This is a genomic window from Variovorax ureilyticus (assembly GCF_037889935.1).
Taxonomy (GTDB): domain Bacteria; phylum Pseudomonadota; class Gammaproteobacteria; order Burkholderiales; family Burkholderiaceae_C; genus Variovorax; species Variovorax ureilyticus.
In genome coordinates, this window is sequence record NZ_JBBKZU010000006.1 from 279,865 (window position 1) to 303,577 (window position 23,713).

The following is a 23,713-nucleotide window of genomic DNA, read 5'->3' on the forward strand; positions in this document are numbered from 1 at the left end:
GACGGGCTTTTGTTCGTGAAACACCGTGGAACCGGCTCCGCCGGTCCGCTGGTGTTGCCCCCGGTAGGGGTTGGCGGCTACACGAAGTGAGCAAGCCTGGGGGCGAGCAACATTACAGCGAGTAGTACATGTCGAACTCGACCGGGTGGGCGGCCATGCGGAAGCGCGTGACTTCCTGCATCTTGAGTTCGATGTACGCGTCGATGTAGGCATCGGTGAACACGCCGCCCTTAGTCAGGAACGCACGGTCCTTGTCGAGGTACTCGAGCGCCTGGTCGAGGCTGTGGCAGACGGTCGGGATCAGCGCGTCTTCTTCCGGCGGCAGGTGGTAGAGGTCCTTGCTCGCGGCTTCGCCCGGGTGGATCTTGTTTTCCACGCCGTCGAGACCGGCCATCAGCATCGCGGCGAAGCCGAGGTACGGGTTCATCATCGGATCGGGGAAGCGAGCCTCGACGCGGCGGCCCTTCGGGTTCGCCACGAACGGAATGCGGATCGATGCCGAGCGGTTCTTGGCCGAGTAGGCCAGCTTCACCGGGGCTTCGAAGCCGGGCACCAGGCGCTTGTAGCTGTTGGTGCCGGGGTTCGTGATGGCGTTGAGCGCACGGGCGTGCTTGATGATGCCGCCGATGTAGAACAGCGCGAATTCGCTCAGGCCGGCGTAGCCGTCACCGGCGAAGAGGTTCTTGCCGTCCTTCCAGACCGACTGGTGCACGTGCATGCCGGAGCCGTTGTCGCCGACGATCGGCTTGGGCATGAAGGTCGCGGTCTTGCCGTAGGCGTGGGCGACGTTGTGGATCACGTACTTCTGCAGCTGGACCCAGTCGGCGCGCTGGATGAGCGTGCTGAACTTGGTTCCGAGTTCCATCTGGCCGGCGTTGGCCACTTCGTGGTGATGCACTTCGACCGGGATGCCGAGCGATTCGAGCACCAGGCACATTTCCGAACGCATGTCCTGGAAGCTGTCGACCGGGGGAACCGGGAAGTAGCCGCCCTTGACCGCCGGGCGGTGGCCGGTGTTGCCGTGCTCGTATTCCTTGTCGGTGTTCCACGAGGCCTCTTCGGAGTCGATCTTCACGAAGCAGCCGGACATGTCGTTCTTCCAGCGCACGCTGTCGAACACGAAGAACTCGGGCTCCGGTCCGAAGTAGGCGGTGTCGCCCAGGCCCGATGCCTTCATGTAGGCCTCGGCGCGCTTGGCGAGCGAACGGGGATCGCGCTCGTAGGGCTTGCCGTCGGTGGGATCGACCACGTCGCAGGTCAGGATCATCGTCGTCTCTTCGAAGAACGGATCGATGTTCGCGGTGTTCGGATCGGGCATGAGCAGCATGTCCGAGGCTTCGATGCCCTTCCAACCGGCGATCGACGAACCATCGAAGGCGTGGCCCGAATTGAACTTGTCTTCATCGAAGTGCGAAACCGGCACGGTCACGTGCTGTTCCTTGCCGCGGGTGTCGGTGAAGCGGAAGTCGACGAACTTGACCTCGTTTTCCTTCACGAGTTTGAGTACATCGGCGACGGTCTTTGCCATCAGGTTCTCCTGGTTTGGATGGTGGTTGGTATGACGGGGGAAAGGGAATGCAGTTTCTATGCCATTGTCACTGGCGCGCAGAAGGCTTTGGTGCACTCATGCACAGCCTGGAACATGCAAGTTGTAACCAAATTGGTGCGTCGACACTCATCGCACCAATTCGGGGCCGAGACGTGCATCAAAGCCGTGCAGGCCCTGCAGAAGTTGTGCGTAGGCGGCCTCGACCTTGTCGGCGTCGCCCTTGACGCCGAGCTCGATGTGGCGGCCGTGTTCGGCATGGTCCACACTCGGCAGGCTGAAGACCTTGATGCCCGGATGCTCGCGCTCGATGGCCTCCATGAGCGGCGTCAGCGTCGCTTCCATTGAGCCGAAGACGATCACCGATTTCTCGACGGCGCGCCCGCGCGCGAAGAGGCCGGCATAGCGCTCGTCGAGCACCGACTCGATCATCGGCCAGGCCATGACCGGGAAACCCGGCACGAAATGCACGTCGCCGACACTGAAGCCCGGGATCTTGTTGTACGGGTTGCGGATGATCTTCGCGCCCAGCGGGAACACGCCCATGTTCAGGCGATGCACGTTGTCGGGGCGATCCGGTTCGTAGGGCACCCCCTGCTCGCGCGCGGTGTCCTGCATGCGCTCGCGGATCAGCACCTCGGCCTCCGGATGCAGTGCCAGCGGGACGCCGAGCGCCGCGGCCGCGCATTGGCGCGTGTGGTCGTCGGGCGTGGCGCCGATGCCGCCCGTGGAGAACACCACGTCGCCCGATGCGAAAGCGCGGGCGAGCGCCGCGGTGATGCGCGCCGGAACGTCGCCGACGTACTCGGCCCAGGCGAGTTGCAGCCCGCGTGCAGCGAGCAGTTCGATGACCTTGGGCATGTGCTTGTCCAGGCGCTTGCCCGACAGGATTTCGTCGCCGACGATGATCAGACCGAATGATCGGCTCATGGTGCGCTCCATTGGCTTGCGGCGGCCTTGGCGTCCGCCATGTCGATAGCTGGCGGCGCGACCGCGGCGACCGCCTGCTGGAGGCGCAGTCTTGCGAGCGCGTCGAGGCAGTAGTGGGCGAACCAGAGCGCGGAGAACGCGAACACCAGCGTGTAGATCCAGATGGCCATCGGCGCGAGCACGAAGAACGCCGCCGCGAACAGCAGGCCCGATGCCCAGACGATGCTCGGCGCCGCGCCCAGATAGCCGCACAGCACGCCGATCCCCAGCAGTTGCATCCGGTGGGTGCGCAGGAGCGTGTTGCGTTCCTCCGCCGTGGCGTGCTCGGCCAGCGCGTCGAAGCTCATCACCCGATAGGTGAGCCAGCCCCAGATCAGCGGCGGAAGAACCAGCACCAGCGGCGGAATGAGCCACAGCGGCATCGAGACCACGAGCGCAAGCATGGCAAGGACGGTCAGTCCGAACGAGCGGGCCGCACTGCCGATGAAGGACGCTCCCTTCTTCTGCTCCAGCTCAGGAAATCTGCGTTCGGCGACCAGACGGGTCAGCGCCGGCGCCATGAATCCGGCCACGATCAGCAGCGACACGACCACGATCAGCGGCGTGACCGCCAGCACCACGAGCAGCGGCGCGAGGATCGCCTTGACGTCGCTGGAGAAGATGCCGCCGATCCATGCCCACACGCCCGAGAGCAGCGGCCACGCATCGAGCGCCTGCCGCATCCAGGCGACCGAAGCATCCCAGTAGAAGTAGCCGAGCACCGCCGAGATGACCACCATCAGTCCGAGCGGAAGGAACGACAGCACGATCACCCGAGGGTGCATGCAGTAGGCGACCGCGCGCCAGAACGAATCGAGAAGAAGTCGCATGGGGGCCCGAGGATAACGCCATCGCGTGAAGCGAAAAGCTGCGTTTCAACCCCTGCCCGCCAGCCGCTTGAGACCGAGCCACTGCTGCGACCAGAAGCCGCGGCCGTAATCGCGGACACGGCCTTGCGCGTCGGGTTCGACCTGGTCGCGAATGCCGGTCGGGTCGTAGCGGTCGTCGAAGTTCACGGTGCGGAACAGCATGTCCCACCAGGGCAACAGAACACCGAAGTTGTGTCCGCCAAGCGTGCGCGGCCCCTCGGATTCGTGCCCGATCCCGATGCTGTGGTGCACACGATGGAAACGCGGGCTGATCCAAAGCCGTTCGCCGAGCCTGCCAAAGCTCAATCGGAGATTGGCGTGCTGCAGGCTTTGACTGAGCTGGGTGAACGCCACGATCGCGATGAATTGCCCGGGCGCGACGCCGATCAGCTGCGCAACGATCACGATGATCGCGTCATGGATCACGTCGTCGAGCAGATGGTTGCGGTCGTCGCTCCACATCGTCATCTGCCGCTGCGAGTGATGCAGCGAATGCAGCGCCCACCACCAGTTGAAGCGATGCTGCCCGCGGTGGATGAGGTATTCGACGAAATCGATCACCACCAGGTACGCCGCGAAGGCAACCCACGGGATGTCGGTGACGCCAGGCCAGAGCGCGTCCAGGTGCATCGTCCCCCAGCCGGCGGCGCGGACCATGCCGAGCGCGTCGTCGAACAAAGGCGTCACCGCGAAGAACATCGCCAGCCGGAAGAGGCCCAGCCGATGGATCAGCGTGTACAGCACATCCGTGCGGATCGCAGGCCGGTCGACCACCGGCTCCACCGGCTTCCAGCGCTGCAGGGGGCCGATCACCGCAACGAGCACCGCGATCTGGATCAGCCCGACCAGCAGCCAGCCGGTGGCATCGAAGGCATCTTCGACCCGGCCGCCGAGGCCGATCGCATAGACGATCGGCTGCACCACGGCCTCGAACAGCCATTGCTGCAGTGCCGAGAATTGATCGGTGAGCCACTCCATGGCGATGCGATCCGGTTCAGGCGCCGATGGTTCAGGAATGCGCCGCGATCCACTCGCGGTACGCCGGATGCTGCCGAAGCGTCTGGAAGCAGAAGCCCCGGGCCTTGAGGCCGACGATCAGCGGTTCGAGGACGGCCGGCGCCCACGGGTCCTTGCGCGACCAGATGCCGAGGTGCGCGAGCAGGATGTCGCCCGGCCGGATGGTGTCGAGCGCCTGCTGGAGCAGCTTCTCGTTGCTGTATTTCTCGCTCGGCAACTCGTCGCCGAGGAAGCCTGCGGGCGCCCAGCCGACATGCTCGTAGCCGCAATTCTTCGCGGCCTGCAGCAGCTTCGGCGAGGTCTTGCCGCCGGGCGCGCGGAACAGCGGCAGCGGCTTCTTGCCGGTGACGAAGGCGAGCCGATCGGCGGCTTTCGTGATGTTCTCGCAGTACTGCTTCGCGTCCCAGGTGAATTCGCGTCCGGCAAAGGCGCCGGCCGTGGGCTTGATGCGAAAGCGCGGCTCGATGCCCTTGAGGTCGCCGCGCCAGTAGGCGTGGTCGTAGGTGTGGGAAGCGAACTCGTGGCCCTCGGCGGCCCTCGCTTTCCACCAGGGCGCCCATTGAGTGTCGAGGCTGTCGCCGCCGCTCTCTGTGCGCTCCGCCGCGGCGAAGAAGGTCACACGCACGTCCTGGCGCTTGAGCACATCGGCCACCAGCGGCGCGATGCCCATGTGGCCGGTGTCGAAGGTCAGGTAGACGGGCTTGCTGCAGGTGTCCTGCGCCGACGCATTGCCTGCCAGAGCGGCCGACAGCAGCAACGCGCCGAGCGCGCGCCTACGACTTGGCATGGTCGAGGGTCCAGACACCGTGCGGCGAGCGGCCGACGTTCACCTGCCGCAGGACCTTGTTGCCGACGAGATCGACCACGGTGAGCTTCTTGGCCCAGCGCGAGGTCACGTAGAGCGTCTTGCCGTCGGCGGAAACGTCCATGCAGTCCGGGCCGCCCGGCACGGCATAGGTGTCGGTGACTTTGAGGGTCGCGATGTCGATGCGGCTGATCGTGTTGGCCACCCGGTTGCTGATGAACACGCTGCGCCCGTCGCCGGCCGAGCGGAAGGCATGCGCGCCCTTGCCCGTCGGGAGCTTGCCGACCAGCTTGGGCTGCGGCCCCGCGACATCGAACACCTGCACGCCATCACTGCCGGTGAGACCCACCAGGAGGGTCTTGCCGTCATGGATGCCGAAGATGTCGGCCGGCATCGGGCCGGTGGGCATGCGCCAGCGGATGGTCTGCGAAGGAAGGTCCACCGCGATCAGCTCGTCGCTGTCCTGCATCGTCACGTAAGCGGTGGTGCTGCGTGGGTCGATCCAGATGTGGCTCGGCGTCTTGCCGGTGGGAATGCGCTTGACGAGCTTGGGCTCCTTGCCGTCCCAGCGGTAGACGTCGACATGGTTCAGTCGGTTGCCCGCGGTGACGAACCACTTCATGTCCGGCGAGAAGCGCAGGTGGTACGGATCGATGATCCCGTAGACCACGCGCTGCACTTCGGCCGTGCGCGGATTCAGGAAGGTCAGCGAATCGCCTGCCGAATTGGCGACGATCAGCGACATCTCATCCGGGGTCAGGTAGAGGTGGTGCGGCTCCTTTCCGGTCGGGATGCGGACTCTTTCGGTCCACGAGGCGGGATCGATCACGCTCACCGTGGCATCGAGGGAGTTCAGCACGAAGACGGGAGGCGGCTCCGCGGCATGCGACGCCAACGCCGCACAAGCAAACAAAAAGGCCGCAAGGCGGCCTGTCAGGTGGGAAGTGAGACGCAAGGGAGGTTTCCGAAAGAAGATTTGGGATTTTAACGATCGACCCCTGCGGCTGGCTGACTTGCGCGCGCGTTTCGCAACGCTTCGACTTGAGCCATGTCAAGCCAACGCCATTGGCCCGGCGCCAGATCTTCCGGGAGCGCCAGCATGCCGATGCGCGAGCGGTGCAACGCCTCGACACGATTCCCCACGGCGGCCAGCATCCGCTTGACCTGATGGTACTTGCCTTCGGTGAGCGTCAGGCTCAGATGGTGCGGCCCGGCGATCTCGCAGGCCGCAGCGCGCACCGGCTTCGGATCGTCGTCGAGCACCACGCCTGCCAGCAGGCGCTCCACCTGCTTCGCGTCGATCGGATGCTTGGTCGTCACTTCGTAGACCTTCGGCACGTGGTGCTTGGGCGAACCCATGCGGTGGATGAACTGGCCGTCGTCGGTCAGGAGAAGCAATCCGGTCGTATCCTGATCCAGCCGGCCGATCGCCTGCACGCCCTGCACCGCGCCCTTGTTGGGCCTCTGGCGCAGCGGGGAAGGCAGCAGCGTGTAGATGCTCGGATAGGTCGACGGCTTCTGGGAGCACTCGGTGCCGGCAGGTTTGTGCAGCATCAGGTAGGCCTTCTCGTGATACGCCCACTCGGTGCCCTGCACGGCGAACCGTAGCCCTGCGGTCTCGAAATCCTCGGCGGGGTTCGTGACCGAAGCGCCATTCACCGAAACGTACCCCTGCTGGATCAGCCCCGCACACACCCTGCGCGTTCCGAAGCCCTGCGTGTAGAGGATCTCGTCGATGTGCATCAGTACCCCAGGGCCAGTCCGGTGTTGCGGCGCGGGTCGTTCGCGCCGTAGAAGCGGTTGTTGCCGACCGGCGAGCCACCGAGGGTGGGCGCGCCCACGATGATCGCCTCCGCATGGTTGGTCGGCTGAGGCGGCCCGAATTGGTGCCCCATGCCCTCCAGGATCTTGCGCGTATCGGGCGACAGCGCGAACTTCTCCACCTCGGTCGCCTCCGGAAGCCATTGTTGATGGAAGCGTGGCGCGTCCAGCGCCTCCTGCACGTTCATGCCGTAGTCGACGACGTTGAGGATCGCATGCAGCACCACGGTCGTGATCCGGCTGCCGCCGGGCGTTCCGACGACGAAGACCGGCTTGCCATCCTTCGTCAGGATCGTCGGGGTCATCGAGCTCAAAGGGCGCTTGCCCGGTGCGATGGCGTTGGCCTGCCCTTGCACCAGTCCATACATGTTCGGGACGCCGGCCTTCGAGGTGAAATCGTCCATTTCGTTGTTGAGCAGCACGCCCGTGCCCGCCGCGGTGACCTTCGCGCCGAACCAGTCGTTGAGCGTGTAGGTCACCGACACCGCATTGCCCCAGCGATCGATGATCGAATAGTGCGTGGTGTTGGTACCCTCGTGCGGCGGGACGCCCGGCTTGATCTCCAGCGACACCCCGGCCTTGGCGGGATCGATGACGGCGCGGATGCCGTCGGCATAGCCCTTGTCGATCAGCCGGCCCACAGGATTGCTGACGAAATCCGGGTCGCCGAGCTGGGTGTTGCGGTCGGCGTACGCATGGCGCATGGCCTCGATCTGGTAGTGCACCGCCTGCGCCGAACGAAAGCCCAGTTCCTTGAGTGGATAGCCCTCGAGGATGTTGAGCATCTCGCAGAGCACCACCCCGCCCGAACTCGGCGGCGGCGCCGAGACCACGTGGTAGCCGCGGTAGTCGCATTCGACCGGCGGGAGCTCGCGCGTGCTGTACCGGTCGAGGTCGGCCTGCGTGATGACCCCCTTGCCCGCCCGGCTCGAGGTCACGATCGCCGCAGCCACGGGGCCCTTGTAGAAGCCGTCCACGCCATTGCGGGCGATGGCCTCGAGGGTTCTTGAGAGGTCCTTCTGGACGAGCTTCTGGCCCACGGCAAAGGGCTCGCCCTTGTTCAGGAAAATGGCCGCGGAGGCCGGATCGTCGCGGAAATTGCCCGTCGCGGTCGACAGCATGTCGATATCGCCCTGAGTCAGTTCGAAGCCCTGTTCCGCCAGTTCGATCGCAGGCGAGATCAGCGCGCTGCGCCCCATGGTTCCGTACTTTTCGCGCGCCACCTCCAGTCCCGACACCGTCCCCGGCACGCCGACCGCGAGATGGCCGAGCGTGCTCAGGTTCCTGACGACATTGCCGTCCTTGTCCAGAAACATGTCGGGCTTCGCGGCGAGCGGCGCCTTCTCGCGGAAGTCCAGGAAGGTCTTGCGCCCATCGGCGAGTTGAAGGGTCATGAATCCGCCGCCGCCGAGGTTGCCAGCCGCCGGGTACACCACGGCCAGTGCATACCCCACCGCCACGGCGGAATCGATGGCATTGCCACCGCGCCTCAGAACATCGACCCCGACCTTCGACGCGAGATGCTGGGCAGTCACGACCATGCCGCTTTCGGCCGCGACCGGCGCCTGCGAAGCGGCATCCACCTGCGACGCGGCAGCCAGGACGAGAACGGCGCCGACCGCCTTGCGGAGCGCGCGGCTCCATCGAAGTTGTCTCATGTCAAAGAAGACCGGCGCCGATGGGTCATCCACCGGCGCCGGTTGCATTGATTGGTGGAGCTGGGGGGATTTGAACCCCCGTCCGTAAGCCTTCTTCGCGCAGTTCTACATGTTTAGCGATCTGTTTTGGATCTCGCCGCCGGTGTCGCGCAGTCGCACGCTACACCGGCCGCCAGCACCCTATGTTCTCGCCCTGACCCAAGGTACCCGGATCAGGGCCAGCCGATGTAGATTAACTTTGCAGCCGGGAGGCGTCGGATTGCTCCTTCACCCCCTTGCCCAGCCCATCGGCCTGCTGTTGCAAAGCTCACTGGCAATTAAGCAGCGAGTGCGAAACGTTCGTCGTTTGCAGTTAGTTTGTTTGAATCTGTTTAACGAGCGCATTCAGCTCGACATGCCCCGCTGCGATTCCGAACCCACGTCGAAACCAGTGCAGCCCCAAGCCTGCTATTTTAGGCCTGATTGAGTAGTTGCAAGAGCTCAAGGGGCGAGGCGATGGCCGCGTCGGCGTCCCAGCGCGCCACTTCCGCCTGTTCGCCCATGTAGCCGTAGGTGGCGGCGATCGTCCGCATGCCCGCCGCGCGCCCCGCCAGGATGTCGCGCTCATCGTCGCCGACGTAGACGCAGGCTTGCGGCGCCACGCCGAGCCGCCTCGCCGCCTCGAACAGAGGCTCGGGATGCGGCTTCGAGTAGGGGGTCGTATCGCCGCTGATGATCGCGCCGGCGCTGCCGAACAGCGGGATCGCGCGCGTGAGCGGATCCGTGAAGCGCACGGATTTGTTCGTCACCACGCCCCAGCGCAAGCCGCGCTCGCACAACGCCTCGACGAGTTCGGCCACGCCGGAAAAGACCTGCGTATTGCGCAGCATCCTCGCCTCGTAGTTGAGAAAGAACTCCTCCCGCAGGCTCACGAATTCGGGTGCGTCCGGCGTGATGCCGAAGGCAATGCCCAGCATGCCCCGCGCACCGGCACCGGCCATGGGGCGGTAGCGCTCCAGCGGCAGGGAGGCGAGCCCCCTGGCGACGCGCATCTGGTCCGCCGCCGCACCGAGATCGGGGGCGCTGTCGATCAGCGTGCCGTCCAGATCGAACAGGATGGCCTGCGTATCCCGTCCACCCCCCATCACTGCACCTGCCCCGGCTTTTGCGTGGCGATCATGTAGTTCACGCTGGTGTCGCCACTCAGCCAATAGCGCCGCGTGATGGGGTTGTGCTCCATCCCGCGCGTCTGGCGGAGGTCGAGTCCGGCTGCCCGGCAGTACGCCGCGAGTTCGCTCGGACGGATCAGCTTCTGGTATTCGTGGGTTCCGCGCGGCAGCAGGCCCAGCAGGTACTCGGCCCCGACGATGGCAAACAGGAACGACTTCAGGTTGCGATGGATGGTCGAGAAGAACACCCAGCCTCCTGGCTTCACCAAATCGGCACAGGCCTTGACAACCGACGCAGGTTGCGGCACGTGCTCGAGCATCTCCATGCAGGTCACGACATCGAAATTCCCTGGCTGCTCGGCGGCGAGCGCCTCGGCGCTGACGGCGCGGTACTTCACGCCCCGGGTGCTGGCCTCCAGTGCATGAAGCTGCGCGACCTTGAGCGCCTTGTCGGCGAGATCGATGCCCAGCACCTCGGCACCCTTGCGCGCCATCGAGTCCGCCAGGATCCCGCCGCCGCAGCCGACGTCGAGCACCTTGCGCCCGGCAATCGGTGCAATACCGTCGATCCACTCCAGACGCAACGGGTTGATTTCGTGCAGCGGTCGAAATTCGCTTTCGACGTCCCACCAACGGTGGGCCAGCTCTGAAAATTTGGCGAGTTCGGCCGGATCGGCATTCACGGTATCGGTCATGTGCTGATTATGAATCGGGTCGAATTCGGGCCATTGCCAGCGCCGAGCAGACATAAAAAAACCCCGCCGAGGCGGGGTTTCATCAGCGATTCGGAAGAATCACTTGTTGGGACGGGTACCCACCACTTCGATTTCCACGCGGCGGTTCTTGGCGCGGCCTTCGGCGGTGCGGTTGTCAGCGATCGGCTGGGTCTTGCCCTTGCCTTCGGTGTACACGCGGTTCTTTTCGATGCCCTTCGAGACCAGGTAGGCCTTGACGGCTTCAGCACGGCGAACCGACAGCTTCTGGTTGTATTCCTTCGTGCCGATCCAGTCGGTGTGGCCAACCGCGATGATCACTTCGAGGTTCACGTCCTTGATCTTCGAGACGAGGTCGTCCAGCTTGGCGCGGCCTTCCGGCTTGAGGACGTACTTGTCGAAGTCGAAGAACGCGTCAGCAGCGAAGGTCACCTTCGAAGCAGCGACTGCCGGGGGAACCGGAGCCGGAGCGGGAGCAGGAGCTGCAGCAGCCGGGGCGGGCGGAACGAGCGCGCCGTCGCAGCCAGCAGCGGCGGTAGCCGGCGTCCAGTTGGCATCGCGCCAGCAGAGTTCGTTGGTGCCGTTCTTCCAAACCAGTTCGCCAGTGCCGTTTTGCCAGTTGTCGATCACCGGACCACCGTTCGCGGCGGTGACACGGTTCTGCGCGCCGGCGGCAGTGGCGAGCGCAGCGACTGCAAACATCATCGCCACTTTATTCAGTTTCTTCATGGTTCTCCTCTTGGGGAAAAAGCCGCAGCCGCGCTGCGAATCAAGGACGCTTTAAGTGACCACCACCCAAAACGTTGAGGCGATTGTGCCATAGGGTCTTTCGCAAACAGCCCGGCAGACGCCCCCGAAGCGTAGGACGGAGGCGGAATAGCCGCCTTGTGTTGCGGCGGTGCGACACCGTCCGCAGCGTAAAATTTCGCCTCCTTGCCGTCAGACCGCCGTTCATGACCTCGTTCGCCAAAGAAACCCTCCCTATCAGCCTCGAAGAGGAAATGCGCCGCAGCTACCTCGACTACGCGATGAGCGTGATCGTGGGACGCGCCCTTCCCGACGCCCGGGACGGCCTCAAACCGGTGCATCGCCGCGTGTTGTATGCGATGCACGAACTCAACAACGACTGGAACCGCCCCTATAAGAAATCGGCGCGTATTGTGGGCGACGTGATCGGTAAGTATCACCCGCACGGCGACCAGTCTGTCTACGACACGATCGTCCGATTGGCGCAGAACTTCTCGATGCGCCACATGCTGGTGGACGGTCAGGGCAATTTCGGATCGGTGGATGGCGATATGGCGGCAGCCATGCGATATACCGAGATCCGGCTGGCGAAAATTGCGCATGAAATGCTCGCCGATATCGACAAGGAAACTGTCGATTTCGGCCCGAATTACGACGGCTCCGAAAAAGAGCCATTGGTATTACCGAGCAAACTGCCGAATCTTCTGGTCAATGGCGCTGGCGGCATCGCAGTCGGCATGGCGACCAATATTCCCCCGCACAACCTGAACGAGGTGGTGGACGCATGCCTTCACCTGCTGCGCCACCCCGACGCCGGCATCGACGACCTGATGGAGATCGTGCCGGCCCCGGACTTCCCGACCGCCGGGATCATCTACGGCATCAACGGCATCAAGGAGGGCTATCGCACCGGCCGCGGCAAGGTCGTGATGCGGGCCAAGTGCCACTTCGAGGAAATCGATCGCGGCCAGCGGCAGGCGATCATCGTCGACGAGCTGCCCTACCAGGTCAACAAGAAGACACTGCAGGAGCGCATGGCCGAGCTCGTGCACGAGAAGAAGATCGAAGGTATCAGCCACATCCAGGACGAATCCGACAAGTCGGGCATGCGCCTGGTGATCGAGCTCAAGCGCGGCGAAGTGCCCGAGGTCGTGCTGAACAACCTCTACAAGCAGACGCAGCTCCAGGACACCTTCGGCATCAACATGGTGGCGCTGGTCGACGGCCAGCCCAAGCTCTGCAACCTGAAGGACCTGATCGAAGTCTTCCTGCAGCACCGGCGCGAAGTGGTGACGCGGCGCACCATCTTCACGTTGCGCAAGGCGCGCGAACGCGGGCATGTGCTCGAAGGCTTGGCCGTCGCGCTGGCCAACATCGACGAGTTCATCGCGATCATCCGCAATGCGCCGACACCGCCGGTCGCGAAGGCGGAGCTCATGACGCGCGCCTGGGACAGCAAACTCGTGCGCGAAATGCTCACCCGCACGCGCGCCGACGGCGGTGTGGTCAACGCCGACGACTATCGGCCGGATGGCCTGGATCGCGAGTTCGGCCTGGCCTCCAACGGCCTCTACAGGCTGTCGGACACCCAGGCGCAGGAAATCCTGCAGATGCGCCTCCAGCGCCTGACCGGCCTCGAGCAGGACAAGATCGTCGCCGAATACAAGGACGTCATGGCCGAGATCGACGACCTGCTCGACATCCTGGCCAAGCCCGAGCGTGTCTCGATCATCATTGGCGACGAGCTGACCTCCATCAAGCAGGAGTTCGGTCAGAGCAAGCTCGGCACGCGCCGAAGCCAGATCGAGCACAGCGCGTTCGACCTGTCGACCGAAGACCTGATCACGCCGACCGACATGGTCGTGACGCTCTCCCATGGCGGCTACATCAAGAGCCAGCCCCTAGGCGAATACCGTGCCCAGAAGCGCGGTGGACGCGGCAAGCAGGCGACGACGACCAAGGAAGACGACTGGATAGACCAGTTGTTCATCGCGAACACGCACGACTACATCCTGTGCTTCTCGAACCGCGGCCGGCTCTACTGGCTCAAGGTCTGGGAAGTGCCGGCCGGCTCACGCGGCTCGCGCGGACGCCCGATCGTCAACATGTTCCCGCTGCAGGAAGGCGAAAAGATCAACGTCGTCCTCCCGCTCACGGGCGAGAAGCGCACCTTCCCTGCCAACCATTTCGTCTTCATGGCGACGTCCATGGGCACCGTGAAGAAGACGGCGCTCGACGAATTCAGCAATCCGCGCAAGGCCGGCATCATCGCGGTCGACCTCGATCCGGGCGACTACCTGATCGGCGCCGCGCTGACCGATGGCGCCCACGACGTCATGCTCTTCTCCGATGGCGGAAAGGCCGTGCGCTTCGACGAAAACGACGTCCGCCCCATGGGCCGCAACGCCCGCGGCGTGCGCGGAATGACCCTCGAGGACGGCCAGGGCGTGATCGCGATGCTTGTCGCCGAGGACGAGCAGCAGAGCGTCCTCACCGCGACCGAAAACGGTTACGGAAAGAGGACAAGCATTACCGAGTACACGCGCCATGGCCGCGGAACCAAAGGCATGATCGCCATTCAACAAAGTGAACGGAACGGCAAGGTGGTAGCGGCGACCCTCGTCCATACCGACGACGAGATCATGCTCATCACCGACAAGGGCGTGCTGGTGCGCACCCGCGTCGCCGAGATTCGCGAACTCGGTCGCGCGACGCAAGGCGTCACGCTGATCGGACTCGACGAAGGCGCCAAGCTCAGCGGGCTGCAGCGCATCGTCGAGAATGACGCGAACGTCGAAAACGAGTCCGGCGCCGACGACACTTCCTCAACATCTTCAACGGAGAATCCTCAGTGAAAAAAGTCAAACTCGCGCTCCTGACGGCTGCGCTCGCCGCAAGCTCGCTGGCCATGGCCCAGGACAAGGCTGCGCTCGTGAAGCAGTTCGTCGATCTGCAGCGCCCCGGCGTCGAATCCCTGGCGCGCGGCCTGGTCGAGCAGTCGAGCGCTCCGATCGCTGCGGCCGGCTCGCAGTACCTGCAGACACAGGTTCCCGCAGAGAAGCGCGAAGCGGCCGCCAAGGCAGCCGATGCCGAACTCAAGAAGTACTTCGACGACGCCTACCCAATCGTGCGCGACAAGGCAGTGCAACTCGCACCGGGCGCACTGGGCCCGATCATGGAGCAGAACTTCAGCGAAGATGAACTGAAGCAGCTGCTGGCCTGGATCAGCTCGCCGCTCAGCAAGAAGTACCAGGAAATCAATCCGAAGCTGCAGCAAGCGCTCACCGAAAAGCTGGTTGCCGAGACCCGCGCAACGATCGAACCGAAGATGGTGGCGCTCGACAGCAGCGTCGCCAAGGCTCTCGGCGCGCCGACCAATCCGCAAGCTGGCGGCGGTGCAGCTCCGAAGGCTGCGCCCGCCAAGGCGCCCGCCAAGAAGTGACGCGGCCGACGAGTCCGCGCCCCTACAACTTCTCTGCCGGTCCGGCCGCAATGCCGGATGCGGTGCTTGAACGCGCCGCTTCCGAAATGCTCGACTGGCAGGGCAGCGGCATGGGCGTGATGGAAATGAGCCATCGCGGCAAGGAATTCGGCGCGATCTGCACGCAGGCCGAGGCGGATCTGCGCTTTCTCCTGGCGGTGCCTGAGAACTTCCACATCCTGTTCATGCAGGGCGGCGGGCTCGGCGAGAACGCCATCGTTCCGATGAACCTCTCGCGCGGGACCCGCGCGGATTTCATCATCACGGGCAGTTGGAGCACCAAGTCCCACAAGGAAGCCCAGCGCTATTGCACCGCGAACATCGCCGCCACCAATGCGGCGGACCAGCACACGCGCCTGCCCGATCCGGCATCGTGGCGGCTTTCCGATGATGCTTCGTACGTGCACGTCTGCTCCAACGAGACGATCCACGGCGTCGAGTTCCAGGAGCTTCCGGACCTCGCCGCCCTCGGCAGCAAGGCACCCCTGGTCATCGACTTCTCCTCGCACGTGGCGTCGCGCCCCGTCGACTGGAACCGCGTCGGCCTGGCCTTCGGCGGCGCGCAGAAGAACCTCGGACCTGCCGGACTGACGATCGTGATCGTTCGCGACGACCTGCTGGGGCATGCGCTCGACATCTGCCCGAGTGCCTTCAACTACAAGACCGTCGCGGACAACGGCTCGATGTACAACACGCCGCCGACCTGGGGCATCTACATCGCCGGACTGACCTTCCAGTGGCTGCGTGCGCAGACGGAGGGCGAACTCACGGGAATGGCGGCCATGGAGGCGCGCAACATCGCGAAGGCCCGTCTGCTTTACGACTTCATCGACGCCTCGCCCTTCTACGTCAACAAAGTCGACCCGTCCTGCCGTTCGCGGATGAACGTGCCGTTCTTCCTCAACGACGAGAGCCGCAACGACGCCTTCCTCTCGGGTGCACGCGAGGCAGGCCTGCTGCAGCTCAAGGGACACAAGTCCGTCGGCGGCATGCGGGCCAGCATCTACAACGCGATGCCGCTCGCCGGCGTGCAGGCACTGGTGAGCTACATGCGAGAATTCGAGCGGTCGCATGCCTAGAGGGCATGTGCACCCGACCGATGACCGCACCCGCTCCACAGCCCCAGCACCCTGACAACGCCTCCCTCGCCGATCTGCGCGTGCAGATCGACTCGCTCGACCAGCAGCTTCTCGACCTCCTGAACCGGCGCGCCCACGTGGCCGAACAGGTGGGAGAGGTCAAGAAGCGCGAGGGCACTCCCTACTTCCGTCCCGATCGCGTCGCCCAGGTGATCGAGAAGATGCAGCAGAGCAACCAGGGCCCGCTCAAGTCGCAGCATGTCGCCGCGATCTGGCGCGAGATCATGTCGGCCTGCCTCGCCCTCGAGTCGCCCCAACGGGTCGCGGTGCTGGGTCCGGAAGGCACCTTCACAGAGCAGGCGGCGATCGAGTATTTCGGCGGCGCCGCCGACCTGATCTACTGCGCAAGCTTCGACGAGGTCTTCCATGCGACGGCCGCCGGCAGCGCCCAGTACGGCGTCGTCGGTGTCGAGAACTCCACCGAAGGCGTGGTCGCCCGGTCGCTGGACCTCTTCCTGCACTCGCCCACCCATGTGGTCGGCGAAGTCAGCCTGCTCGTGCGCCACCACCTCCTGCGCAGCACCAACTCGCTGGAAGGCATCGAAGCCGTCCTGGCGCACCCGCAGGCCCTCGCCCAGTGCCAGACCTGGCTTTCCAAGCACCTGCCGAACGCCGAGCGCCGTGCGGTTTCCAGCAACGCCGAAGGCGCCAGGCTGGCCGCCGGCAACCCCGCCTGGGCAGGTCTTGCAAGCGAGCGTGCCGCCACGCGCTTCGGGCTGCACATCGTCTCCCACGCGATCCAGGACGATTCCTACAACCGCACCCGCTTCGCCGTGATCTGCCTGCCGCAGACGCTGGCGATGCCGCCGGCGACGGGCAAGGATTGCACGAGCCTCGTCGTCTCCGTGCCCAACCGACCCGGCGCCGTGCACGACCTGCTGGTGCCGCTGAAGACCAACAACGTCTCGATGACCCGGTTCGAATCGCGTCCCGCGCGCACCGGCCAGTGGGAGTACTACTTCTACATCGACCTCGACGGCCACCCCACCCAGCCCAACGTCGCGGCCGCGCTGACCGAACTTCGCAAGCTCTGCGCGTTCTACAAGGTCATCGGCGCCTATCCGGTCAATTCCTGAGGCACGGACGATGTTTGAACAACTCGGCCTGATCGGCTGCGGCCTCATGGGCGGCTCCTTCGCGCTCGCGCTCAAGCGGGCAAAGCTCGTGAAGCGGGTCGTCGGCTACAGCAAGTCGCCTTCGACGACGGAACGCGCGAAGCAACTCGGCGTGATCGATGTCGCGGCGCCCTCCGCCCTGCTCGCGGTGTCGGGCGCCGACCTGGTGCTGATCGCCGTGCCCGTGGGCGCCTCCGAGCAGACGTTCAAGGCGATCCGCCACGGGATCACCGACCAGATGCTCGTGATGGACGTGGGCTCGACCAAGGGCGACGTGATCGAGGCCGCCCGCCGCGGCCTGCAGGACCAACTGTCGTCCTTCGTGCCGGCCCATCCGATCGCCGGCAAGGAGGTCGCCGGCGTCGAACACGCCGATGCCGGCCTCTATACCGGCAGGCAGGTCGTGCTCACGCCGATCAAGACCACCCTGCGTTCCAACGTCCAGCGCGCGACGCAGGTCTGGAGCGGGATCGGCGCGAAGGTTCGTACCATGACGCCCGACGAGCACGACACCACCTTTGCGGCTGTGAGCCATTTGCCGCACCTCATCGCCTTCGCCTTCACCAGCGGCATTGCCACGCAACCGCAGGGCGAGCGCTTCCTGGAAATGGCCGGCCCGGGGTTTCGCGACTTCACGCGCATCGCGGCCAGCGACCCGGCCGTGTGGCGCGACATCCTCATGGCCAATCGGGAGAAGGTGCTGCTCCAATCCCAGACCTTCCGGGACGCGCTGCGGCAATTCGAGGCGCTGCTGGCGTCCAGCGATGCGCAGGCGCTCGAGAACGCCATTGCGGCCGTGAGCCAGGTGCGAAGCCAGTGGCAACCCGGCGCAATGGGCTCACCCGAATAAGCCACGCGCACTGACATGTACGCCACGCCATTCCTGGACATTCCCGCGCTCAACGGCGCATCCGGCACCGTCCAACTGCCGGGATCGAAAAGCATTTCCAACCGCGTGCTGCTGCTGGCCGCGCTCGCCAGCGGCACCACCACGATCCACGACCTGCTCGACTCGGACGACACGCGGGTCATGCTGGACGCCCTGGCGGCCCTGGGCTGCGTCATCGGACGCGATGGCACGACGGTGAAGCTCGAAGGTCTCGGCGGCGCGCTGCGCAGCACCAGCGCTTCGCTGTTCCTCGGCAATGCAGGCACCGCCATGCGTCCGCTGACGGCCGCGCTCGCGCTGCTCGGCGGCGAGTTCGAGCTCAAGGGCGTGCCGCGCATGCACGAGCGGCCGATCGGCGACCTGGTCGACGCGTTGACCCAGCTCGGCTGCCGGATCGACTACCTTGGCAACCCTGGCTATCCGCCACTCGCGATTCACCCGGTCGCGATCGACACCCTGCAGCTCGACGCCCCGATCCGCGTGCGCGGCGATGTGTCGAGCCAGTTCCTCACGGCGCTACTTCTCGCGCTGCCTCTGGCCGCGCGGCGTGACATCGTGATCGACGTGGTCGGCGAGCTGATCTCCAAGCCCTACATCGAGATCACGCTCAACCTGCTCGCCCGCTTCGGCATCGCGGTGCGCCGCGACGGCTGGCAGCGCTTCACGATCCCGGCCGGCAGCCAGTACCGCTCGCCCGGCGAGATCCATGTCGAGGCCGACGCATCCTCGGCCAGCTATTTCATTGCACTCGGTGCGATCGCCAACGGTTCGGGCATTCGGATCGAAGGCGTGGGGGCCGAATCGATCCAGGGAGACATCCGCTTCATCGACGCCGCTCGGCAGATGGGCGCGCGGATCGACAGCGGTCCCAATTGGCTTTCGATTTCTCGCGACGCGTGGCCGCTGAAGGCGATCGACATCGATGCCAACCACATCCCCGACGCCGCGATGACGCTCGCCGTGATGGCGCTCTATGCCGACGGCCCGAGCACCCTGCGCAACATCGCCAGCTGGCGCGTGAAGGAGACCGATCGCATCGACGCGATGGCGAACGAGCTCGCGAAGCTGGGTGCGACCGTCGAAGCCGGGCCGGACTTCATCCGCGTCCACCCGCTGCCCGCGGGCGCCTGGCAGGCGGCCAGCATCCGCACCTACGACGATCACCGGGTTGCGATGTGCTTCTCGCTCGCGGCCTTCAATCCGGACGGAAAACCGGTGCGCATCCTCGAGCCGCATTGCGTCGCCAAGACCTTCCCCGAGTATTTCGAAACGCTGTTCTCGGTGGCGCGGACCGTAGAGGTTCCCGTGATCTGCGTCGACGGCCCGACCGCCTCGGGCAAGGGCACGCTCACGATCGAGGTAGCGCGACGGCTGGGCTATCACTACCTGGACTCGGGTTCGCTCTACCGCGTCACGGGCATCGCGCTGCGGCGCGCTGGCCTCGCCCCGGACGCGGAGCATGAGGCCCGGATCGCGGAGATCGCCCACGCGCTGCCGCTCTGCTTCAGCGAGGGCAAGGTCCTGCTCGCCGGCGAGGACGTCAGCGACGCGATCCGCACCGAAGCCGCGGGCATGGACGCATCGCGCGTATCGACGCTCCCCGGGGTGCGCACCGCCCTCGTCGACCTGCAGCGAAGCTTTCGCAAGTTGCCTGGACTCGTCGCCGACGGCCGCGACATGGGCACCGTGATCTTTCCCGACGCCAAGCTCAAGGTCTTCCTGACTGCAAGCGCCGAACACCGGGCCGAGCGGCGCCATAAGCAATTGATTTCAAAGGGAATTTCGACTACACTCGACAGTCTTCGCGCCGATTTGGAAGCGCGTGATCTGCGGGACTCTTCCCGCAGTGTCGCGCCTTTGAAGCCAGCGCAGGACGCCCGCCTCCTGGACAACTCCCATCAAACGGTCGAGCAATCGGTCGGTCAGGTGTTGCACTGGTGGCAGGAAATACAGCCGTTCAAGGCCTCTTGACCGGCGTTTCGGTCCAGCAGGTCCCCACCGCGCGTCAGCGCACCGGCCTGCTGGTTGTTCAACCCCAACCGGGCCTCAAGCCCAAACAACCGCCGTCTCCAGACCCAATCCAGGCGCAATGGTGCGTCTGCAAACCCTGCGTGACGGAAGGAACACACAATGTCTGAATCTTTTGCCGACCTGTTCGAAGAATCCCTGAAGCGCTCCGAAATGCGCGCCGGCGAGGTCATCACCGCCGAAGTCGTGCGTGTCGAACACAACCACGTCGTGGTCAACGCAGGCCTCAAGTCCGAAGCCTACGTGCCGATCGAGGAGTTCAAGAACGACAAGGGTGAACTCGAAGTCCAGGCCGGCGATTTCGTCTCCGTCGCCATCGGCAGCGTCGAGAACGGCTACGGCGACACCATCCTCTCGCGCGACACGGCCAAGCGCCTCGCTTCGTGGCTCGCGCTCGAGAAGGCCCTCGAATCCGGCGACTTCGTCACCGGCACGACGAGCGGCAAGGTCAAGGGCGGCCTCACGGTGCTGGTCAACGGCATCCGCGCCTTCCTGCCGGGTTCGCTGATCGACACCCGTCCGATCAAGGACCTGACGCCCTACGAGAACAAGACCCTCGAGTTCAAGGTCATCAAGCTCGATCGCAAGCGCAACAACGTGGTGCTCTCGCGCCGCGCCGTGGTCGAAGCCAGCATGGGCGAAGAGCGCGCCAAGCTGATGGAAACGCTCAAGGAAGGCGCGATCGTGCGCGGCGTGGTCAAGAACATCACCGAGTACGGTGCGTTCGTCGACCTCGGCGGCATCGACGGTCTGCTGCACATCACCGACATGGCATGGCGCCGTGTCCGCCACCCGAGCGAAGTGGTGCAGGCCGGCCAGGAAATCACCGCCAAGATCCTCAAGTTCGACACCGAAAAGAACCGTGTCTCGCTGGGTCTCAAGCAGATGGGCGACGACCCGTGGATGGGCGTTTCGCGCCGCTACCCGCAAGGCACCCGCCTGTTCGGCAAGGTCACGAACATCGCCGACTACGGCGCGTTCGTCGAACTCGAGCCGGGCATCGAAGGCCTGGTGCACGTGTCCGAGATGGACTGGACCAACAAGAACATCGCCCCGAACAAGATCGTCTCGCTGGGCGACGAAGTCGAAGTCATGGTCCTCGAGATCGACGAAGACAAGCGCCGCATCAGCCTCGGCATGAAGCAGTGCAAGGCCAACCCGTGGCAGGAGTTCGCGCAGAACACCAAGCGCGGCGACCGCGTCAAGGGCCCGATCAAGTCGATCACCGACTTCGGCGTGTTCGTGGGTCTGGCTGCCGGCATCGACGGCCTCGTCCACCTGTCCGACCTGTCGTGGAACGAGCCGGGTGAAACCGCCGTGCGCAACTACAAGAAGGGCCAGGAAGTCGAAGCGATCGTGCTGGCCGTCGACGTGGACCGCGAGCGCATCAGCCTGGGCATCAAGCAGCTCGACAGCGATCCGTTCACCACATTCACGACCGTGAACGACAAGGGCCAGATCGTCACCGGCAAGGTCAAGACCGTCGACCCGCGCGGTGCCGAGATCGACCTCGGCGACGACATCGTCGGCTACCTGCGCGCCAGCGAAATCTCCCGCGACCGCGTGGAAGATGCCCGCAACGTGCTCAAGGAAGGCGACGAAGTCACGGCCGTGGTGGTCAATGTGGATCGCAAGACCCGCAACATCCAGCTGTCGATCAAGCAGAAGGACATGGCCGACCAGCAGGAAGCCATGGCCAACCTGAGCCAGCAATCCGCGCGTGAAAACGCCGGTACGACCAGCCTGGGCGCCCTGCTGCGCGCCAAGCTGGACGGCAACAGCGACAAGTAAGCTGAGTCCGGGGACAGGGCAGGCCTTCGGGCCGCCCTGTCCTTTTTTTCGTCCTCCACGTTTCTGCCATGACCCGTTCCGATCTTGTCGAAGAACTCGCCGCACGCTTTGCACAACTGACGCACCGCGACGCCGAATACGCCGTCAAGACCATCCTCGACGCGATGAGCGACGCACTCGTGCGCGGCCACCGCATCGAGATCCGGGGCTTCGGCAGCTTCACGGTGAACCGGCGCCCTCCGCGCATCGGACGCAACCCGCGTTCGGGCGAGAGCGTGCAGATTCCCGAAAAGCGCGTGCCGCACTTCAAGCCGGGCAAGGCCTTGCGCGAGGCGGTCGATGCGCGGAGCGCGGAACTCGACGCCGAGAAGCAGAAGCGCGCATAAAGCGACGCGCCTGCCCTGCGAGTCCAGCGACATGCAGGCATAGAATTCCCCCGCCAACGGGGAAGCGCATGAAATATCTCCTGTGGCTGCTGAAGGCAGCCATTTTTTTTACCCTCTTCGCCTTCGCGCTGAACAACCAGCACGACGCGACGGTCTACTTCTTCTTCGGGACCTCCTGGCGCGCCCCGCTGGTGCTAGTGGTCCTGGCCGCCTTCGCGGGCGGCATGGTGGTCGGCGCCCTCGGCATGCTGCCGGGATGGTGGAAGCATCGCAGCGCGGCGGCACAGCAGTCGCCCGCCCCGGTCGTTCCGCCGCCAGCCTCGGCAACCGCTCCCCCCGCCACCGTTTCCGCCGCCGACCTTCCCGCCGTACGCCAACATGGACTTTGACCTCAGCTGGCTGCTGCTCGGCCTTCCCATCGCCTTCGTTCTCGGCTGGCTCGCGTCGCGCTTCGACCTGCGCCAGCTCAGGATCGAGAACCGGCAGGCGCCCAAGGCCTACTTCCGCGGCCTGAACTTCCTTTTGAACGAACAGCAGGACCAGGCGATCGACGCCTTCATCGAAGCCGTCCAGAACGATGCCGACACGCAGGAGTTGCACTTCGCCCTCGGCAACCTGTTCCGCCGCCGCGGCGAGTACCAGCGTGCGGTGCGCGTGCACGAACACCTGCTCGGACGCGGCGACCTGAGCCGTGCCGATCGCGATCGCGCGCAGCATGCGCTGGCACAGGACTTCCTGCGCGCAGGGTTGCTCGACCGCGCCGAAGCCGCACTGCAGAAGCTCGAAGGCACGCGCTACGAGAACGAGGCCCGGCTCTCGCTCCTTGCCATCTACGAGCGTTCGCGCGAATGGGCCCAGGCGGAAGACGTGGCGCAGAAGCTCGACGAATCGGAACAGGCCAGCTACAGCGCGCGGCGCGCCCACCATCTCTGCGAACAGGCCGCCGAGCGCGTCGCCGCTGCGGACCTGGACGGGGCAGCGCAATTGCTTCGCGAGGCCGCGACGCTTGCCCCCCAGGCGCCGCGTCCCGCCATCGACACCGCGACGCTCCAACTGCGCAGGGGCGACGCCGCCGCTGCCTTCGAGACGCTCAAGTCGCTCAGCGAGCGCGCACCGCTTGCGTTGCCGCTGTACGCAGCGATGCTCCAGCAGGCTGCGGTCGCGTCGCAGCGATCGGGCGAAGCGCTCGCCCTGCTGCAGCGCCGGTACGTTGCCTCGCCATCGATCGATGTGCTCGAGGCCATCATCGCCCTCGGCGGCACGCCGGCGCTGCCGGACGATGCACGCACCGCCGATGCCCCCCCGCCCGAACCGCGCGACGGCTACATCGCTCACCTTGCACGCCAGACCTCGCTGGTGGCCGCATCGCGCTGGCTCGCCAGCGAGCGATTCCAGCACGAGCAGTTCCATCCGCAGGTCCAGCGCTCCCTCGATCAGGCAACGCGTCCCCTGATGCGGTACCGCTGCGCCGCGTGCGGATTCGAGGCGCACCAGTACTTCTGGCACTGCCCCGGTTGCCAGGCCTGGGACAGCTATCCGCCGCGTCGCGTCGAAGAGCTCTGATCGCGGCGGCCTGCAAGCGGCCGCCGCC

The 23,713-nt window shown here is 65.2% G+C and carries 21 protein-coding genes and 1 other RNA gene; 10 read left to right on the forward strand and 12 right to left on the reverse strand.

The window, feature by feature from the left end:
- Window positions 1–112: 112 nt before the first annotated feature.
- From glnA to ompA, 12 genes are all read right to left on the reverse strand, one after another.
- On the reverse strand, window positions 113–1,528 hold the full coding sequence (gene glnA, locus WKW77_RS15960) for a type I glutamate--ammonia ligase (protein ID WP_340357832.1): 1,416 nt from the start codon (window positions 1,526–1,528) through the stop codon (window positions 113–115).
- 147 nt (window positions 1,529–1,675) lie between these two features.
- Window positions 1,676–2,476 (reverse strand): competence/damage-inducible protein A, encoded by an 801-nt coding sequence (locus WKW77_RS15965; RefSeq protein WP_340357833.1) that lies wholly within the window; start codon window positions 2,474–2,476, stop codon window positions 1,676–1,678.
- Window positions 2,473–3,345 carry an EI24 domain-containing protein gene (locus WKW77_RS15970; protein WP_340357834.1) on the reverse strand — a complete coding sequence of 291 codons (873 nt, stop codon included), beginning with the start codon at window positions 3,343–3,345 and terminating at the stop codon, window positions 2,473–2,475. Before WKW77_RS15970 ends, WKW77_RS15965 begins: the two co-directional genes overlap by 4 nt.
- Window positions 3,346–3,390: 45 nt before the next feature.
- Complete coding sequence (locus WKW77_RS15975) at window positions 3,391–4,362, reverse strand: sterol desaturase family protein (RefSeq protein WP_340357835.1); 972 nt, start codon at window positions 4,360–4,362, stop codon at window positions 3,391–3,393.
- Between the two features lie 31 nt (window positions 4,363–4,393).
- Entirely contained in the window at window positions 4,394–5,188 is a 795-nt protein-coding gene (locus WKW77_RS15980) for a polysaccharide deacetylase family protein (RefSeq protein WP_340357836.1), read from the reverse strand.
- Window positions 5,175–6,143, reverse strand: a complete 969-nt coding sequence (locus WKW77_RS15985) for a YVTN family beta-propeller repeat protein (RefSeq protein ID WP_422823211.1) — start codon at window positions 6,141–6,143, stop codon at window positions 5,175–5,177. The genes WKW77_RS15980 and WKW77_RS15985 overlap by 14 nt, the downstream gene beginning before the upstream one ends.
- A 47-nt stretch (window positions 6,144–6,190) precedes the next feature.
- Window positions 6,191–6,949 carry a pseudouridine synthase gene (locus tag WKW77_RS15990; protein ID WP_340357838.1) on the reverse strand — a complete coding sequence of 253 codons (759 nt, stop codon included), beginning with the start codon at window positions 6,947–6,949 and terminating at the stop codon, window positions 6,191–6,193.
- Window positions 6,949–8,568 (reverse strand): gamma-glutamyltransferase, encoded by a 1,620-nt coding sequence (gene ggt / locus WKW77_RS15995; RefSeq protein WP_422823212.1) that lies wholly within the window; start codon window positions 8,566–8,568, stop codon window positions 6,949–6,951. The genes WKW77_RS15990 and ggt overlap by 1 nt, the downstream gene beginning before the upstream one ends.
- Before the next feature lie 169 nt (window positions 8,569–8,737).
- Window positions 8,738–9,125, reverse strand: a transfer-messenger RNA (tmRNA) gene (gene ssrA / locus WKW77_RS16000).
- A gap of 12 nt (window positions 9,126–9,137) precedes the next feature.
- Window positions 9,138–9,809, reverse strand: coding sequence for a phosphoglycolate phosphatase (gph, locus tag WKW77_RS16005; RefSeq protein ID WP_340357840.1), 672 nt, complete (start codon window positions 9,807–9,809; stop codon window positions 9,138–9,140).
- Window positions 9,809–10,528 carry a bifunctional 2-polyprenyl-6-hydroxyphenol methylase/3-demethylubiquinol 3-O-methyltransferase UbiG gene (gene ubiG / locus WKW77_RS16010; protein WP_340357841.1) on the reverse strand — a complete coding sequence of 240 codons (720 nt, stop codon included), beginning with the start codon at window positions 10,526–10,528 and terminating at the stop codon, window positions 9,809–9,811. Before ubiG ends, gph begins: the two co-directional genes overlap by 1 nt.
- Before the next feature lie 99 nt (window positions 10,529–10,627).
- Window positions 10,628–11,275, reverse strand: coding sequence for an outer membrane protein OmpA (ompA, locus tag WKW77_RS16015; protein WP_340357842.1), 648 nt, complete (start codon window positions 11,273–11,275; stop codon window positions 10,628–10,630).
- A 224-nt stretch (window positions 11,276–11,499) separates the two neighbouring features.
- Between ompA and gyrA the strand changes: the two genes are divergently transcribed.
- The 10 genes from gyrA (at window position 11,500) to lapB (ending at window position 23,685) form a co-directional block, all read left to right on the forward strand.
- Window positions 11,500–14,148, forward strand: a complete 2,649-nt coding sequence (gene gyrA / locus WKW77_RS16020) for a DNA gyrase subunit A (protein ID WP_340357843.1) — start codon at window positions 11,500–11,502, stop codon at window positions 14,146–14,148.
- Window positions 14,145–14,735, forward strand: a complete 591-nt coding sequence (locus WKW77_RS16025) for a DUF2059 domain-containing protein (RefSeq protein WP_340357844.1) — start codon at window positions 14,145–14,147, stop codon at window positions 14,733–14,735. Before gyrA ends, WKW77_RS16025 begins: the two co-directional genes overlap by 4 nt.
- Complete coding sequence (gene serC / locus WKW77_RS16030) at window positions 14,732–15,853, forward strand: 3-phosphoserine/phosphohydroxythreonine transaminase (RefSeq protein ID WP_340357845.1); 1,122 nt, start codon at window positions 14,732–14,734, stop codon at window positions 15,851–15,853. The genes WKW77_RS16025 and serC overlap by 4 nt, the downstream gene beginning before the upstream one ends.
- 20 nt (window positions 15,854–15,873) lie before the next feature.
- Window positions 15,874–16,989, forward strand: a complete 1,116-nt coding sequence (gene pheA / locus WKW77_RS16035) for a prephenate dehydratase (protein WP_340357846.1) — start codon at window positions 15,874–15,876, stop codon at window positions 16,987–16,989.
- 10 nt (window positions 16,990–16,999) lie between these two features.
- A complete protein-coding gene (locus WKW77_RS16040) occupies window positions 17,000–17,878 on the forward strand; it encodes a prephenate dehydrogenase (RefSeq protein WP_340357847.1) in 879 nt (292 codons plus the stop codon).
- A 15-nt stretch (window positions 17,879–17,893) separates the two neighbouring features.
- Window positions 17,894–19,888: a bifunctional 3-phosphoshikimate 1-carboxyvinyltransferase/cytidylate kinase gene (locus tag WKW77_RS16045; RefSeq protein ID WP_340357848.1), complete on the forward strand. Its 1,995-nt coding sequence runs from the start codon at window positions 17,894–17,896 to the stop codon at window positions 19,886–19,888.
- Between the two features lie 159 nt (window positions 19,889–20,047).
- The gene (gene rpsA, locus WKW77_RS16050) at window positions 20,048–21,736 is read left to right on the forward strand and encodes a 30S ribosomal protein S1 (RefSeq protein ID WP_340357849.1); all 1,689 of its coding nucleotides are present in this window, start codon (window positions 20,048–20,050) and stop codon (window positions 21,734–21,736) included.
- 68 nt (window positions 21,737–21,804) lie between these two features.
- The gene (locus WKW77_RS16055; RefSeq protein ID WP_340357850.1) at window positions 21,805–22,122 is read left to right on the forward strand and encodes an integration host factor subunit beta; all 318 of its coding nucleotides are present in this window, start codon (window positions 21,805–21,807) and stop codon (window positions 22,120–22,122) included.
- A 68-nt stretch (window positions 22,123–22,190) separates the two neighbouring features.
- Complete coding sequence (locus WKW77_RS16060) at window positions 22,191–22,511, forward strand: LapA family protein (protein ID WP_340357851.1); 321 nt, start codon at window positions 22,191–22,193, stop codon at window positions 22,509–22,511.
- Entirely contained in the window at window positions 22,501–23,685 is a 1,185-nt protein-coding gene (lapB, locus tag WKW77_RS16065) for a lipopolysaccharide assembly protein LapB (protein WP_340357852.1), read from the forward strand. The genes WKW77_RS16060 and lapB overlap by 11 nt, the downstream gene beginning before the upstream one ends.
- The last annotated feature ends 28 nt before the right edge of the window (window positions 23,686–23,713 follow it).

Bases quoted from the DNA above. Each gene is read 5' to 3' on its own strand.
- WKW77_RS15965 (WP_340357833.1), bottom strand. From the start codon at position 2,476: ATGAGCCGATCATTCGGTCTGATCATCGTCGGCGACGAAATCCTGTCG.
- gyrA (WP_340357843.1), top strand. From the start codon at position 11,500: ATGACCTCGTTCGCCAAAGAAACCCTCCCTATCAGCCTCGAAGAGGAA.
- rpsA (WP_340357849.1), top strand. From the start codon at position 20,048: ATGTCTGAATCTTTTGCCGACCTGTTCGAAGAATCCCTGAAGCGCTCC.
- glnA (WP_340357832.1), bottom strand. From the start codon at position 1,528: ATGGCAAAGACCGTCGCCGATGTACTCAAACTCGTGAAGGAAAACGAG.
- WKW77_RS15980 (WP_340357836.1), bottom strand. From the start codon at position 5,188: ATGCCAAGTCGTAGGCGCGCGCTCGGCGCGTTGCTGCTGTCGGCCGCT.
- lapB (WP_340357852.1), top strand. From the start codon at position 22,501: ATGGACTTTGACCTCAGCTGGCTGCTGCTCGGCCTTCCCATCGCCTTC.
- WKW77_RS15970 (WP_340357834.1), bottom strand. From the start codon at position 3,345: ATGCGACTTCTTCTCGATTCGTTCTGGCGCGCGGTCGCCTACTGCATG.
- WKW77_RS16045 (WP_340357848.1), top strand. From the start codon at position 17,894: ATGTACGCCACGCCATTCCTGGACATTCCCGCGCTCAACGGCGCATCC.
- WKW77_RS16040 (WP_340357847.1), top strand. From the start codon at position 17,000: ATGTTTGAACAACTCGGCCTGATCGGCTGCGGCCTCATGGGCGGCTCC.
- ompA (WP_340357842.1), bottom strand. From the start codon at position 11,275: ATGAAGAAACTGAATAAAGTGGCGATGATGTTTGCAGTCGCTGCGCTC.
- ubiG (WP_340357841.1), bottom strand. From the start codon at position 10,528: ATGACCGATACCGTGAATGCCGATCCGGCCGAACTCGCCAAATTTTCA.
- gph (WP_340357840.1), bottom strand. From the start codon at position 9,809: ATGGGGGGTGGACGGGATACGCAGGCCATCCTGTTCGATCTGGACGGC.
- WKW77_RS15990 (WP_340357838.1), bottom strand. From the start codon at position 6,949: ATGCACATCGACGAGATCCTCTACACGCAGGGCTTCGGAACGCGCAGG.
- WKW77_RS16055 (WP_340357850.1), top strand. From the start codon at position 21,805: ATGACCCGTTCCGATCTTGTCGAAGAACTCGCCGCACGCTTTGCACAA.
- WKW77_RS16060 (WP_340357851.1), top strand. From the start codon at position 22,191: ATGAAATATCTCCTGTGGCTGCTGAAGGCAGCCATTTTTTTTACCCTC.
- ggt (WP_422823212.1), bottom strand. From the start codon at position 8,568: ATGGTCGTGACTGCCCAGCATCTCGCGTCGAAGGTCGGGGTCGATGTT.
- pheA (WP_340357846.1), top strand. From the start codon at position 15,874: ATGACCGCACCCGCTCCACAGCCCCAGCACCCTGACAACGCCTCCCTC.
- WKW77_RS15975 (WP_340357835.1), bottom strand. From the start codon at position 4,362: ATGGAGTGGCTCACCGATCAATTCTCGGCACTGCAGCAATGGCTGTTC.